The sequence below is a fragment of the Nocardioides sp. TRM66260-LWL genome, assembly GCF_020075545.1.
GTDB lineage: Bacteria > Actinomycetota > Actinomycetes > Propionibacteriales > Nocardioidaceae > Nocardioides.
The window spans coordinates 218,429-232,582 of sequence record NZ_JAIQZK010000003.1 but is presented as its reverse complement, the minus strand read 5'-3'; the positions used below and the strand labels follow the sequence as shown (position 1 = coordinate 232,582).

Below are 14,154 nucleotides of genomic sequence, written 5' to 3'. Positions count from 1 at the left end.
GCCTCAGGACGAGGCGACGACCGGCGCGGCGAACGCGGTCAGGCCGCGCGCGACGAGCCGCTCGGCGAAGTAGGCGATGGTGCGCTCGAGGCCCTCGACGAGCTGGACGGTCGGCTCCCAGCCGAGCGTCTCCTGCGCGCGGGTGATGTCGGGACGACGCCGCGTGGGGTCGTCCTGCGGCAGCGGCAGGTGCTCCACCGGCGCGTCCGAGCCGACGATGCGCAGCACCTCGGTGGCCAGCTCGAGCATGGTGAACTCGCCGGGGTTGCCGAGGTTGATCGGCCCCGTGACCTCCTCGCCGGTGTCCATCAGCCGGATCAGGCCCTCGACGAGGTCGTCGACGTAGCAGAACGAGCGGGTCTGGCTGCCGTCGCCGTAGACCGTCAGCGGCTGGCCGGTGAGGGCCTGGACGATGAAGTTCGAGACGACCCGGCCGTCGTTGGCCAGCATCTGCGGGCCGTAGGTGTTGAAGATGCGCGCGACCTTGATGCGGGTGCGGTGCTGGCGGTGGTAATCGAAGAACAGCGTCTCGGCGGCGCGCTTGCCCTCGTCGTAGCAGGAGCGGATGCCGATCGGGTTGACGTTGCCCCAGTACTCCTCCTGCTGCGGGTGCACGGCGGGGTCGCCGTAGACCTCGGAGGTCGACGCGAGCAGGATCTTGGCGCCCGTGCGCTTGGCCAGGCCGAGCATGTTGATCGAGCCGTGCACGCAGGTCTTGGTCGTCTGCACCGGGTCGGCCTGGTAGAAGACCGGCGAGGCCGGGCAGGCCAGGTGGTAGATCTCGTCGAGCTCGACGTACAGCGGGAACGTGACGTCGTGGCGCAGCACCTCGAGGTGCGGGTGGTCGCGCACGTCTGCGAGGTTGTCGCGGGTGCCGGAGTAGAAGTTGTCGATCACCAGCACGTCGTCCCCCCGCTCGAGGAGACGACGGACGAGGTGCGAGCCGATGAAGCCGGCACCGCCGGTGACGGCGACGCGCTTGGGGCGGAGGTCGATCATGGGGGGCTCTCGGGTCGACGTGGACGGGCGCGGACGGGCTTCCTGGGGAGGTGTCCACCACGGTCGACGGTAGTCGAACGGACGCGTCCGCGCGGCCGAACGGACCGGATGAGACGGTCCCGACACCCGGCTCTCACGCGGGGTGGATCATCGCGCCATGCGATCGAGCGACGCGGCGGGGCAGGCGCCCCCGCCGACGACCCTCGACGCCCTGCGCGCCCGGATCGACGCGGAGCTGCGCGACCTCGACCTCGCCGAACGCCGTTGGTTCGTGCACGACCACCCGGCCTACCCGAACCCGGGCGACGCCCTGCTGTGGCTCGGCGTCCGCCAGGCTGCGGCCCGGCTCGGCGCGGAGGTCGTCGGCTGCGACGCGCTCGGCCTGCCTTCCCCGGCGGCCGGGGCGGCCGGGGCGGCACCGCCGGACGTCGCGGTGCTGCTCCAGCCGGGCGGCAACCTCGGCGGCCTCTACCCGGCCCACGACGAGCACCGCATCGCCGTCCTGCGGCGCCACGGCGACCGGCCGGTCGTGCAGCTGCCGCAGTCCGTGGAGTGGGTCGAGGGCCCCGTGACCGATCGGCTGGTCGAGGCCGTACGCCGCCACGGGCGGTTCGTGCTGCTCGTCCGAGACCGGCGCAGCCTGGAGCGCGCCCGGGCCCGGCTGGCGTGCGAGGTGCGACTGGTGCCCGATCTCGCCCTCGGCGTCGACGGGCTCGTGCGCTCGGCGCCGCAGGCGGCCACGGCGGTCGTCGCCCGGCGCGACCGGGAGGCGGGTGCTCGTCCTGACGACTCGGCGCCGGGAGCGGACTGGGACGCGCCCGACCCGCTCGAGCGGATCGTCCGACGGCTCTGGCCCCGCGTCGCCCGACGCGACGCGCACCGGGCGGTCGCGCTCGGCACCTGGCTGGCCCGGCGGCAGGTCGACGGAGCCATCGGCCGGGTCGGCGGCGCGCAGACCCTCGTCACCGACCGGCTCCACGGCCACGTGCTGGCCCTGCTCCTCGGCGTCCCCCACGTGGTCGTCGACGACGCCCACGGCAAGGTGGCGGCCCTCGTCGACACCTGGACGCGGCCCCTCGGCGGCTTCGAGCAGGCCGGCTCCTGGGCCGAGGTGCCTGACCGACTGGCCGCCCTGGGCCGGCGGTCAGATCGCTGAGCGGGCGGCCCGGCGAGCCCGGAGACCGCGGACGAGCGGCCGCACCGCGGACTCCGCGGGGAGGAGCAGGCGGTTGCGCCGCACCGCCCTGACGGCGGCCCGCGCCCACGGGTCGCGCAGACCGCGCCGACGGATCTCGACGGTCGCCAGCCGCCACAGCTCCCACTCGATCCAGCCGCCCATGCGCACCCGGGCGACGCGCCGCGGATCGATCTCCGGGAAGGCCTCCAGCGCGGGCGCGCCGGCGAGCAGGAAGGTGACGTGGGTGCGGAGGCACTTCGGACACGCGCCGCAGTTGGCGCCCGCACCAACCTGCTTCCAGCAGACCCGCACGTGGCGGGTGGCGGCCTCCCACCGCGCCAGCGCGTCGATCTTGGCGACCCGGCCCAGGCCCGAGGAGTCGTTGCGGATCTCGAGGGCGCCGGAGAGGTGGTGATCGATGATCACGCTGCTCCCCCAGGGGACCTCCAGCTCGTCGTAGGAGCCGCTGGAGGCGATCAGCCCGACGCCGTGCTCGTCGGCCAGCAGGCCGAGGGTCGCGGCGAGCGCCAGGCCGTGCTCGTCCTCCCAGTCGACGGTGTGGTCGCGCACGTTGGTGCGCAGGGTCGTCAGGCGCAGACCGGTGCCGGCCAGCAGGAGACCCGCCCGGTGCACCGCGCGCTCGAAGTCGTCGGGCCGGTCGAGGGGGACGTCGAAGCCGTGCACCATCAGCGCCGTGCGAAGCGGCACGGTGCGACGACCCGCGGCGCCGGTCAGGTGACGGTGCACGGTGAACGAGGCGTCGACGCCACCGGAGAAGGCGACCACGACGTCCGACGGCCCCGGCCCGGCCGGCTCGACGACCTCGTCGGCGGTGATCGTCACGGCGCGGTAGACCTCCGGTCGCCACAGCGCCCAGGCCTCCTGCCACTCCTCCAGCCCGCGCAGCAGACGCGCGGAGACCGGGCCGTGGACGTGCACCGGCAGACCGGCCCGCATGGCGTGCATCAGCCAGCCGAGCAGGTGGGCGTCGGCGAGCGCCCGTCGCTCCGCGCCCTCCGCCGGGACGTCGGCGGCCGGCCGCGCGAACCAGAGCTCGCGCTCGACGTCGTCCAGCACCGCACGGGAGCGCCAGACGAGCTCGCCGCCCTCCACGGCGGGCGGCTGGGGACGGATGTCGACCCGGGGGGCGCGCTGGCTCACACGCCCAGTGTGGACGCTCACCGCCCCGATCGCCGGACGTCGCCGCGCCCAGCAGACGCTTCCGGGGAGGGCGGTGCACCGCCGAGGCTGGTCACTCGCTCCGCTCGAACCGCCTGCGCACCGTCCGGGCACAGTGGCGCACGTACTCGGTCCGTCTCTCGGGAGCCCGCAGCAGCCGCCCGTAGGCCGAGCGAGCGGGGCGGCGAGCCGACGAGCCGTCCAGGAGCCGATCGACCGCAGCGGCCAGCCAGTCCACGGCTCCGGAGCCGCCGCACCATCGCTCCCACTCGCGACGGGCCGCCGCTCCCATCGCGAGGTCGTCGAGGTCCTCGATCAGGCGCGGGACCTCGGCCACTCGCGACTCGGGCACGCGCACCAGGAACGCCTCCCAGTCGATGAACGGCGGCGGAGTCCAGTCGTCGCTGAGGACGACGGCCGGCCGACCCATCTCCATCGCCTCGTAGAGGCGATAGGTCGAAGGCCCGATCCCACGCGGTGCCAGGACGAAGCGCGACCGCCGCACGAGGTCGGCGAAGCGTCGCTGGTAATCGACTCGCTCCGCGCCGCTCAGCCGCCAGCCGTCGGACCCGGTGGAGTCGACCAGCCGGCCGCGAGCATCGCCGGCCAGGGCCTCGAACATCCGAGCACGCACGTCGCAGTTGACTGCGCCGGCGAACGAGAAGAGGAGACTCCGCTCGACGTCCTCGTCGTATCCGGCGGCACGGACCTGCTCGTGCTGGTCCAGCCGCGCGAAGTACGGCGCCGCGAGCGCGTTCTGCACCGTCGCCTCGCTCGCCCGGAGCGAGGGATAGAGCCCAGGGACGAGGGGCATGACGTGATCGCCGTCGTGGTAGAGGAACGCCTTGTCGGGGTGGAGCCGCCGGAGTGGATGGCGGACAGCACGCTCACCGAACATGGTGGCGTGGTTGTCGAGAAGGAGGATCGCGTCGGCGTCGACGGCGACCTCGGTGATCTCCACCGCCGGTCGGCCGTCGCGTGGAGCGGCACCGATCTCGCGCGTCCACCAGGCGTGGCAGTTCAGCCCCTCGGGGTGCTCAGGGTGGAGGGGCACGAGCATGAGCCTCCGGGGCTGACGGGCAGGGGTCACCGCAGGACCTCGAGATCTCGGCTGTCTCCGCTGCCGTCGCTCAGGACGGTCCGGATCTCACGACGGCGCATGCGGACGAGCTGGATCAGCTGGAAGGTGGTCTGTCCGATCGCGCTGGCGAGACCTGTCACGATCACGCCCCGTGTCGTGTCGACGCCCACGACCGCGATCGCGATCACCTGCGATCCGACCGCGAAGAGGATGTTGACGAACTGACCCTGACTGAATCCTCGGGTCATCAGCACGCGGAACAGGAAGCCGGTGAAGAAGTAGAGGACCGTGCTGAGGACGGCGATCCAGATCAGCCCCGAGGCGTTGGCGTACTGCCCGCCGATCAGCAGGAGCCACAGCTGGGGGAAGGCCAGCGCGGAGCCTGTGGCGAGGACGAGCGTGAGCGCGTAGACGCCGAGACCGAAGCGCGTGAGTCGGTCGAACTGCTCCGCGGTCGTGCACCGCGCGAGGCGCGGCATCAGCAGCACGCTGAGCACGCGGTCGACGATGATGAGGAGCATGGCGAGGCGCCCCAGAGCGCCCACGTCGGCGACGACGGAGGCCGTCCCCGCCATCGTCGCCAGCAGGACCGTGACGTAGCCCTGGAGCTGGTAGTAGACGCCGGGGACGATCAGCGGCCGCACGATCTCCACGACCCGACGGTCGATCGCGCGCCGCTCCTCCGGGCTCGCGTCCGGGATCGGGCCGAAGCCCCGGATGTGCCGGCGATGGATCGCGACCGCCAGGGCCGTCGCGACGACGGCCGAGCCCATGAGCAGGGCCAGCCGCAGATCGCCCCACCACGGCAGCAGGGCGAGGCAGATGAGCACGGCACGCGACGCCGTCTGCGCCCAGCCCGCGCGATTCAGCACCCGGATGGACTGGGTGATCCCGAGGATCTCGCCGGTGAACTGCTGGGTCAGCATCGTCCACGCCCAGGCCGCGGTCAGCGCGAGGGCCACCACGAACCACCATTGGGTCCAGTCGTGACGACGCATGCTGATCACCGCATAGGCCGTCACGGCGGGGACGCCGACGCTGAAGAGGATCCAGCGCTTCTGGTAGATCCGGCGACACACCGCGACGACCCACCTGCGGTCGTCCGCCCGTGTGCCGACGATCGGCAGGGCGCAGTAGACGAGGCCGAGGTCGGTGATCCCCACGAGGAGGATCGCGGTGGAGACCAGGAACGTGTACATCGCGTACTGCTCCTTCGGGAGCTCGTGCACGATCAGCAGTCCCGTGATGCCGACGACCGCCGTGGACGCCGACTCCTGCGTGAAGGTCGCCACCGCGCGCCGGATCAGGTCGCGGCGTCGCTCGAGCCAGCCGGAGACGGCCGTCCTCACGGGACGGCCCTCCCGACGGCCGCCAGCAGGATCCGGGCGGCGGCGTCCCAGGTGAGGTGCTCGCGGGCGTACGCGGCACCGGCCGCGCCGGCACGACGGGCCGCGTCCGGGTCGGCCAGCAGCGCGTCGATCGCCGCGGCGACGCTCCGCTCGTCGACCTCCCGCAGCACCGTGCCCGCGCCGGCGGCGACGACGTGCTCACCGGCCGCCGTCTCGGTGGTGGTGACGACCGCGCAGCCGCGCACCATCGCCTCGCCGACCGCGATCGCGAAGTTCTCGTTCAGCGAGGGCAGGACGAAGATCGCCGCCTGCTCCAGCAGCCAGGCGCCGGTGGCGGCGTCGACCGCCGGCGCGACGACGACGCGGGACGCGCCGGCCTCGGCGGCGAGCGCCTCCAGGTCGGCGACCGTCCAGTCCTCCTCCGGCCCGACGACCAGCAGCGTGCCGCGCCCGACGGCGGCCCACGCGCGCACCAGCAGGTCGGGCTGCTTCTTCACCGCCAGCCGGCCCAGGAAGACCACCCGCTCCTCCGCGGGCGCGTCCAGCCACGGCCGCAGCCGGGCGGCGAGCGCGGCGTCGGGCGGCGTCGGCTGCACGTCGGCGACGCCGAGCGGCATGACCACGCGCGGCACCTCCGGGTAGAGCGCGGCCAGGTGCGCGGCCTCGCTGGCCGAGGCCGCGACCAGGAGCCCTGCGCGCCGCACGATCCGTCGCCCGACGACGGTGTCCCACACGCGCTTGTGCCGCACGCCGAAAGCGCGCTGGTACGGCTCGAGGACGCCGTGCGGCTGGACGACGAGCGGACGACGCCAGATCACCGCCGCGAGCCAGGCCCACACGGTGTGGGCGAGGTAGAGGCCGTGGAGGTGGACGACGTCGCAGCGCCGCCCGGTGCGGAGCACCGCCCACGCCTGGGCCCACGACGCCTTGAGCCGCAGCGGCCGGCTGCGGGGGTACACCGCGACCTGGGGGTACGCCGCGGCGATCTCCGCGCGCTCGGTGGCGGACAGCCGTCCGGTCGGCCCGTCGGCGTCGGTGGCGAGCACGACCGAGTGCGCATGGTCCAGCAGCGCGTGGTGCAGGGCCAGGCAGCCGGTGGTCGGGCCCCCGTCGGAGCGAGCGACCGAGGCGATCACCTGGAGGATCCTCACGGTGCGGCGCCGTCGCGCAGCTGGCGCGTCTTCAGCCCGATCTGCCAGTAGTAGAAGCTGTTCGCCAGCGCGTAGTGGAACCCGGCGGAGCCGTCGCGGAAGCCCTGCCGGGCCACGAACGAGAACAGGAAGAACACCAGCGGCTTGAAGGGCACCTTCGCCCAGAGCTTGCCGCGGGCGGTGCGCTCGACGGCGTCGGCCCGCTCGGCCTTCTGCCGCAGCACGGCCTCCCAGTCGGAGTAGCGGTTGTGCCGGTCGAAGTAGTGCGTCAGGGGCTCGAGGTCGTCGTGGACGATGCTGCGGTCGGTGACGCCGATCGTGCCCGCCACCGTCGGCTGCACGTGCAGCTCCATCTCGAAGGGCCGCTCGACGGAGAGGTCGTCGAGCGGCTCCCAGGCGCAGCGCCGGCGGTCGAAGAGCACCCGCTTGCGCACCTTGTGGCCGTGGCGCAGCGTGCGGCCGAGGAAGACGTAGTCGAGCGGCACGTCGTACGCGGCGTGCTCGGGCGCGGCGACGACGCGCCGCACCTCCTCGTCGAACTCGGGCGTCACGTACTCGTCGCCGTCGAGGTAGAGCACCCAGTCGTGGGCCAGCGGGAGGTTCTCCAGCGCCCACTGCTTCTTCTTCGGGTAGCGCCCGTCCCAGGTGAACGGGACGACGGTCGCGCCGGCTGCCGTCGCCAGCTCGGCCGTGCGGTCGGCGCTGTGCGAGTCGACGACGAAGACCTCGGCGTAGGCGCCCAGCGAGCTGATGCAGCGGTGGATGGCGCGCTCCTCGTCCTTGGTGATGACGACGACGCTGACCGGGATCGGCGGGAGGACGGGGAGGGCTGACACAGCGGAGAGGGCCTCGCTTCGGGGGACCGGACGTGCGGCTCCAGCGTCCCACAGACCGCGGGAGCGCCGGGGCGATCCGCGCAATCCGGACCCGCCCGTCCGCGACTCAGCCGGCCGGGGTGAGCGCCGACAGCAGCCGGCGGGCGGCGGCGTCGGGATCGAACGCGACCCGCAGGTGCTCCCGGGCCGCGACTCCTCGCCGCGCGGCCTCCGCAGGGTCCAGGACGATCGACCGGAGCCGCGACGCGAGCGCGTCGACGTCCTCCGGCTCGACGAGGTACCCCGCCGGCCCGGCGGTCTCCGGCAGGCCGCCGATGCGAGCGGCGACCGTCGGCCGACCCCGGGCCGCCGCCTCGAGCGGCGTGAACCCCGCCGGCTCCTCCCACCGGGCCGGCTGCACCACCGCCGTGCACGCGTCGACCAGGTGGGGCACCTCCTCCGGCGGACGTCGGCCCAGGAACCGCACCGTGCCCGCCGGGAGGGCCGCCGCCCCCGCCTCGAGCGCCGCGCGCTCCGGTCCGTCGCCCGCGACGACGAACCGGGCCGCCAGACCCTCGTCGTGCAGGCGCGCGGCCGCGGCGATCAGCAGGTCGCAGCCCTTGTCGGGCGCGAGGCGACCGAGGAACAGGAAGGTGGGCTCGCCGGGCGGCGGCACCGGATCCGTGCCGATCGCCATGGGGTAGTCCTCGCCGACCACCCGCCGCAGCCCGGTGCTCGCGGCGAGGAAGCGGCTGCACGCACGGACGTCGTGCGCCAGACCGATCGCCACGAACCGCGCGACGAGCCGCACCATCGTCTCCCAGAAGTACCGAGAGCCGAGGCCGCTCTTGGCCGCGACGAAGCGCACCTCGCGTCGCACGCTGCGCCCCCAGGGCAGGGGCTCGCAGCGGTCGTGGGTCGACTGGAACACGTGGTAGTGCAGCTTCAGCACCACGCGTCGGCGCCGCAGACGGCACAGCAGCGCGAAGACCGGATCGTTGCTGTTCATGTGGACCGCGTCCGCGCGACCGATCGCACGCCACTGCTCCGAGCGCGACGACGCGGCGGTCGAGATCAGCTCGACCTCGCAGCCGGACGCACGGCGCAGGGCCGCGCCGATCTCGTGCACGTAGGTGAGGACGCCGCTGATCTCGTCAGCGGCGTGGGGATGCTGGAGGAGCAGGCGCATGGCGTTCCTGTGGACGACCGGGGAGGAGCAGGGGTCAGGCTCCCACGGTCCGGCGACGAGCGCGGACGGTCCGTCGAATCGGCGCCGACCGGGCATCGCCGGCCCTACCCTGGGGCGATCCCTCCCCGAGCCGAACCGGAGCGTCATGACGAGCGAGCCGCTGCGCGGCCTCTACGCCACCAACGTCTTCCACTACCGGCACGTGCTCGAGGCCATGGGCGCGCTGTGCGACGACGTCGCACTGGTGCGCCGGTTCGAGGTCACCCCGGCGCAGCTGCGCCGGGCCCGCGCGCTGCCGCCGCGCGCGCGGGCCCTGCTAGAGCGCCGGGTGGTCGAGCAGCCGGCGGGCGTGGACGTCCACGGGCTCGGCGCGGCCCAGTTCCTGCTGCCGCTCAGCGCCCGCACCGGCCGACTCGACCCGGCGCGCACCTACCGCCGCTCGGTGCTGGCGCAGTCGCGCCGGGTGGCCCGCGTGGTGCGCGGCACGCGTCCGGACCTGTTCCAGTTCGCCGAGTGCCTCGGCGTCGAGACGCTGCGGTCCGGCTTCGACGGCGTCGCGGTGTGTGAGCGCCGCCACCTGCACCACGCGGCGCTGGAGGGGGACCCCGGCGCGGTCGGCGACTTCCCGCACGTCGACAAGCCCGACCCGGTGGCCGACGTGCTCGCCGAGGAGTACGAGCGGGCCCACCTGATCGTGGTCTACTCCGACGTCGCCCGCCGCTCGTTCCTCGAGCGCGGCTTCGCGCCCGAGCGCGTCGTCGTCACGCCGCTCGGCGTGCCGACCCCGCCCCCGCTGCCGCCCGCGGACCGACGGCCCGCGCGCGAGCGGCATCGCATCGCCTACGTCGGCCGCACCGACGCCTACAAGGGCATCGACCTCGCGGTGGCGGCCGTCGAGCGGCTCGGCGCCCCCTTCCACCTGCACGTCGCCGGCCCGTCCTCGCCGCGCGTGCTCGACTGGCTGGCCACCAAGCCGTTCGTCACCCACCACGGCATCCTCGGCCGCGAGGCGCTGACCGAGCTCTACCTGCGCAGCTCGGTGCTCCTGGCCCCGTCGATCGAGTCCTTCGGCTACGCGCCGATGGAGGGCGCCGCCCTCGGCGCCCACCTGGTGTGCGCCGACACGACCGGCGCGGCGGAGTTCCTGCCCGCGGACGCCTGCGTCCTCGGCTCGACGGCCGGCGACGGGCGCGACCCCGCCGCGTGGGCCGCCCTCGTCGAGGCCGCCTCGGTGGTCGACCCGGACGCGGAGGTCGAGCGGGTCGCCCGCGTGCGCGGGGCCCTCGAGGCGCTGGCCTGGGACCGGGTGGCGGCGCCGGCCGCCGACGCCCTGCGCACCGCGATCGACCTCAGTCGACGAAGCCGCGCGTCCGGGTGAGGTAGCCCGCGTCGGGCGGGATGTCCTTGAGCCGCCGGGCCGGCTGGCCGCCGTACAGCCCGAGGGGCTCGTCGAACGCCTCGGTGAGCACCGAGCGCGCCGCGAGCACGCTGCGCTCGGGCAGGGTCGCGCCGCCGAGGAGCAGGCAGCCGGTGCCGACGAAGGAGCGGTCGCCGATGCGGATCGGCGCGCTGTGCTGGCGTCCGGCCTCGATGTCGATCGAGTGGGTCAGCAGCTCGCTGCGGTAGCCGGCGACCGTGACGAACGACCCGATCTCGATCGGGCTCGTGCAGTCGAGGTGGTGGCCCTTGGTGATCGCGCTCTCGGCGCCCACCACCAGCGTCGAGCGGCGCTCGGGCTGGTGTCGGAAGTGCGCGGAGTCCGTGCCGCTCGGGAAGCCGGTGACCCAGTTCGAGCGGCCGATGGTGGCGTTCTCGCCGAGCCGCACCTCGTCGAGGTGCACCGCGACGTTGAGGTGGCCGACGCGCGCCCCGGGGCCCATCACCAGGTGCCGCGGGTAGAACCACGCGAGCCCGATGCGGGCGGTCGGGTGGATCTCGTAGCCGAGCAGCCGGGTGAGCAGCAGGCGCCGCCACCACCAGGGCCCGACGGCCGCGAGCACACGCCAGATCACGCCGCCCCCTCCCGTCCGGCCGCCGCGGCCCGGTGCACGTCACGATAGGCGGCGCGGACGTCCGCGTCGGCGAAGCGGCGCACGTTGGCCAGACCGGCGGCCGCCTGGGCGGCACGGGCCCCGGGCTCGCGCAGCGCCTGCAGGTGGGCGGCGAAGCCGGCGACGTCGTCCGGGTCGGCGTAGCGCGCGTCGGGTCCTCCGACCTCGGGCATGGGCGGCCGGCTGCTCGCGACCACCGGCGTCCCGCAGGCCTGCGCCTCGGCCACGGGCCACCCGAAGCCCTCGGCGTAGGACGGGAAGACCAGCGCGTGCGCCAGGCCGTAGGCGGCGACCAGCTCGTCGTGGGTGGGATCGACGAGCTCGTGCAGCCGATCCGCGACGTCCAGCTCCTCGGCCAGTGCACGCAGCGCGGGCTCGATCGGACGTCCCGCGAGCACCGCGTCGCCGTCCCAGCCCGCCGCCAGCAGGCGGACGACCAGCTGCCGGTTCTTCCGCTCCAGCGCCGAGCCGACGTGCAGCACGTAGGGCGCCTCCGCCAGCCGGGGCAGCCCGCGCGCGGCGAGCAGCTCCCCTGCGGCGGCCGGCTCCGGCGGCGCGAAGGGGGCGTTGAGCGCGTTGGGCACGACGACCCGCGTCACGGGCCCCACGGCGGACGCCGGGGCGAGCCGCTCGAGACCGGCCAGGGTGGCCGCGGAGACGCACACGACCCGGCGGGCCCGGCCCAGGTGCCGCAGGATCCACCGCTGCAGCCACACGCCGGTGCGCGAGGCCGGGCAGTGCGCGTCGGCGTCGCCGAGCGCGCCGGCGATCGCGAGCACGTCGTGGCAGGTGATCACCGACCGATCCGCGGGCAGCACCGCCAGCCAGGGCGCGTTGGAGTGGTCCGCGACGTGGTGAACGGTCCGACGGCCGCGCAGCCGATCGGACGCCGCGTCGAGCGGGCGGCGCAGGAGCAGCAGCAGCGGGAAGACGACGAGCTTGTCGAGCCACCCGCCCCACTTGTGCCGCGCCGACCCCTCGGCCGCTCCCCGCCCGGCGATCGCCGGCGGGACGCGCAGCTCGACCTCGGCCCCGCTCGCCCGGGCCGCCTCCACCAGCCAGTCCGCGAAGCGACGCATGCTCTGCTGGGCGTCCGGCCCGTAGTTGCCGAGGACGACGACGCGCAGGCTCATGCGCGGAGCAGCTCCCCGCGCTCCACCTGCTGCCGGTACCAGGCGATGGTGCTCTCCAGCCCGGTGCGCAGGTCGATGCGCGCCCGCCAGCCGAGGCCGTTCAGGAGCGAGACGTCCATCAGCTTCTGCGGCGTGCCGTCGGGCTTGGTGTCGTCCCAGCGCACCTCGCCGTCGTAGCCGACCAGCTCGGCGACGACCTCGGCGATCTCGCGGATCGTCACGTCGCTGCCCACCCCGACGTTGACCTGCGCGTCGCCGTCGTAGTGCTCGAGCAGGAACAGGCAGGCCTCGGCCATGTCGTCGACGTGCAGGAACTCGCGCCGCGGCGTGCCGGTGCCCCAGTTCTCCACGACCCGGGCCCCGGTGCGGACGGCCTCGTCGTAGCGGCGGATCAGCGCCGGCAGCACGTGCGAGCCGGTGGGCGAGAAGTTGTCGCCGGGGCCGTAGAGGTTGGTCGGCATCGCGGAGATCCAGCGCAGCCCGTGCTGGCGGCGCACCGCCTGCACCCCGAGGATGCCGGCGATCTTCGCGATCGCGTAGGCGTCGTTGGTCGGCTCCAGCGGCCCGGTGAGCAGGTACTCCTCCCGCAGCGGCTGGGGCGCGAGCCGCGGGTAGATGCACGAGGAGCCCAGGAACAGCAGCCGCTCGACGCCGTGCTCGAGCGCGGCGTCCATGACGTTCGTCTGGATCTGCAGGTTCTCGGAGAGGAACTCCACCGGGTAGGCGGCGTTCGCGGCGATGCCGCCGACCTTCGCCGCGGCCAGCGCCACGTGCCGCGGGCGCTGCTCGGCGAAGAACGCGAACACCGCGCGTCGGTCGCGCAGGTCGAGCTCGGCGGACGTGCGGCCGATCAGCCGCTCGAACCCCGCGGCCTCGAGGGTGCGCCACAGCGCGCTGCCCACCAGGCCGCGGTGGCCGGCGACGTAGAACGGCGCCGAGCGGTCCAGCGGGGTGCTCACGCGGTGCCCCAGCTGGGCAGCCGGACGCGGTCGACCCACGGCCGGCCCTCGTGCTCCAGCGCCTCGACGTCGGCCTCGACCATCAGCCGCGCCAGCGCCCGACCGTCCACGCTCGCCTCCCAGCCCAGCCCCTCCCGCGCCTTGGACGGGTCCCCGATCAGCGCATCGACCTCGGTGGGCCGCAGGTACCGCTCGTCGAACCGCACGTGCTCCTCCCAGTCCAGGCCCACGTGACCGAAGCTGATCTCCAGGAACTCCCGCACCGTGATGCCCACCCCCGTGGCCAGCACGAAGTCGTCCGGCTCGTCGACCTGGAGCATCCGCCACATGCCCTCGACGTACTCCGCGGCGTACCCCCAGTCGCGCACCGCGTCCAGGTTGCCCATGTACAGGTGCTGCTGACGCCCCGCCTTGATCGCCGCCACCGCGCGGGTGATCTTGCGGGTCACGAACGTCTCGCCCCGCCGCGGCGACTCGTGGTTGAACAGGATCCCGTTCACCGCGAACATCCCGTACGCCTCGCGGTAGTTCTTCGTGATCCAGTAGCTGTAGAGCTTCGCCGCCGCGTACGGCGAGCGAGGGTGGAACGGGGTCGTCTCGCTCTGCGGGGGCTGCGTGGAGCCGTAGAGCTCGCTCGAGGACGCCTGGTAGAACCGCGCGTCGACGCCGGACTGCCGCACCGCCTCGAGCATCCGCACCGTGCCGCTGCCGGTCACGTCGGCGGTGTGCTCGGGCTCGTCGAAGGACACCCGCACGTGCGACTGCGCCGCCAGGTTGTACACCTCGTCGGGCCGGATCTCGCTGACCAGCGCCGCGAGCCGGGAGCCGTCGGTCAGATCGGCGTAGTGCAGGAACAGCCGGGCGTCGTCGTCGTGCGGGTCGACGTAGAGGTGGTCGATCCGGGAGGTGTTGAAGGTCGAGGCCCGCCGGATCAGCCCGTGCACCTCGTACCCCTTCGCCAGCAGCAGCTCGGCCAGGTACGACCCGTCCTGCCCGGTGATGCCCGTGACGAGCGCGCGGCGCGGGGCGGTGGAGCCGGCGGGCGGCGGGGAGGCGTTCGGGGTCACGGGG

The 14,154-nt window shown here is 74.1% G+C and carries 13 protein-coding genes; 2 read left to right on the top strand and 11 right to left on the bottom strand.

Annotated elements, in window-relative coordinates:
- Positions 1-3: 3 nt before the first annotated feature.
- Positions 4-999: a UDP-glucuronic acid decarboxylase family protein gene (locus K8Z61_RS10380; protein WP_224129186.1), complete on the bottom strand. Its 996-nt coding sequence runs from the start codon at positions 997-999 to the stop codon at positions 4-6.
- A gap of 157 nt (positions 1,000-1,156) precedes the next feature.
- On the opposite strand from K8Z61_RS10380, the gene K8Z61_RS10375 reads away from it, so the two are divergent.
- Entirely contained in the window at positions 1,157-2,155 is a 999-nt protein-coding gene (locus K8Z61_RS10375; RefSeq protein WP_224129185.1) for a polysaccharide pyruvyl transferase family protein, read from the top strand.
- Here the strand turns inward: K8Z61_RS10375 and K8Z61_RS10370 are convergent.
- The 6 genes from K8Z61_RS10370 to K8Z61_RS10345 form a co-directional block, all read right to left on the bottom strand.
- A complete protein-coding gene (locus tag K8Z61_RS10370) occupies positions 2,144-3,337 on the bottom strand; it encodes a hypothetical protein (protein WP_224129183.1) in 1,194 nt (397 codons plus the stop codon). The genes K8Z61_RS10375 and K8Z61_RS10370 overlap by 12 nt on opposite strands.
- Before the next feature lie 91 nt (positions 3,338-3,428).
- Positions 3,429-4,409 carry an exostosin family protein gene (locus K8Z61_RS10365; protein ID WP_224129181.1) on the bottom strand — a complete coding sequence of 327 codons (981 nt, stop codon included), beginning with the start codon at positions 4,407-4,409 and terminating at the stop codon, positions 3,429-3,431.
- A gap of 32 nt (positions 4,410-4,441) precedes the next feature.
- Positions 4,442-5,785, bottom strand: coding sequence for a hypothetical protein (locus K8Z61_RS10360; protein ID WP_224129178.1), 1,344 nt, complete (start codon positions 5,783-5,785; stop codon positions 4,442-4,444).
- The gene (locus K8Z61_RS10355; protein ID WP_224129176.1) at positions 5,782-6,921 is read right to left on the bottom strand and encodes a glycosyltransferase; all 1,140 of its coding nucleotides are present in this window, start codon (positions 6,919-6,921) and stop codon (positions 5,782-5,784) included. The genes K8Z61_RS10360 and K8Z61_RS10355 overlap by 4 nt, the downstream gene beginning before the upstream one ends.
- An 11-nt stretch (positions 6,922-6,932) precedes the next feature.
- Positions 6,933-7,772, bottom strand: coding sequence for a glycosyltransferase family 2 protein (locus K8Z61_RS10350; protein ID WP_224129174.1), 840 nt, complete (start codon positions 7,770-7,772; stop codon positions 6,933-6,935).
- Positions 7,773-7,878: 106 nt separating this feature from the next.
- Positions 7,879-8,940: a glycosyltransferase family 4 protein gene (locus K8Z61_RS10345; RefSeq protein WP_224129172.1), complete on the bottom strand. Its 1,062-nt coding sequence runs from the start codon at positions 8,938-8,940 to the stop codon at positions 7,879-7,881.
- 145 nt (positions 8,941-9,085) lie between these two features.
- Here K8Z61_RS10345 and K8Z61_RS10340 point away from each other — a divergent pair, with 145 nt between their 5' ends.
- Complete coding sequence (locus K8Z61_RS10340; RefSeq protein WP_224129170.1) at positions 9,086-10,318, top strand: glycosyltransferase; 1,233 nt, start codon at positions 9,086-9,088, stop codon at positions 10,316-10,318.
- Here K8Z61_RS10340 and K8Z61_RS10335 read toward each other — a convergent pair.
- The 4 genes from K8Z61_RS10335 to gmd are packed head-to-tail and all read right to left on the bottom strand — an operon-like array spanning position 10,290 to position 14,150.
- Positions 10,290-10,952, bottom strand: coding sequence for a hypothetical protein (locus tag K8Z61_RS10335; RefSeq protein ID WP_224129168.1), 663 nt, complete (start codon positions 10,950-10,952; stop codon positions 10,290-10,292). The genes K8Z61_RS10340 and K8Z61_RS10335 overlap by 29 nt on opposite strands.
- Positions 10,949-12,124 carry a glycosyltransferase gene (locus K8Z61_RS10330; RefSeq protein ID WP_224129166.1) on the bottom strand — a complete coding sequence of 392 codons (1,176 nt, stop codon included), beginning with the start codon at positions 12,122-12,124 and terminating at the stop codon, positions 10,949-10,951. The genes K8Z61_RS10335 and K8Z61_RS10330 overlap by 4 nt, the downstream gene beginning before the upstream one ends.
- Positions 12,121-13,083: a GDP-L-fucose synthase gene (locus K8Z61_RS10325; RefSeq protein ID WP_224129164.1), complete on the bottom strand. Its 963-nt coding sequence runs from the start codon at positions 13,081-13,083 to the stop codon at positions 12,121-12,123. The genes K8Z61_RS10330 and K8Z61_RS10325 overlap by 4 nt, the downstream gene beginning before the upstream one ends.
- The gene (gene gmd / locus K8Z61_RS10320) at positions 13,080-14,150 is read right to left on the bottom strand and encodes a GDP-mannose 4,6-dehydratase (RefSeq protein WP_224129162.1); all 1,071 of its coding nucleotides are present in this window, start codon (positions 14,148-14,150) and stop codon (positions 13,080-13,082) included. The genes K8Z61_RS10325 and gmd overlap by 4 nt, the downstream gene beginning before the upstream one ends.
- Positions 14,151-14,154: the final 4 nt, after the last annotated feature.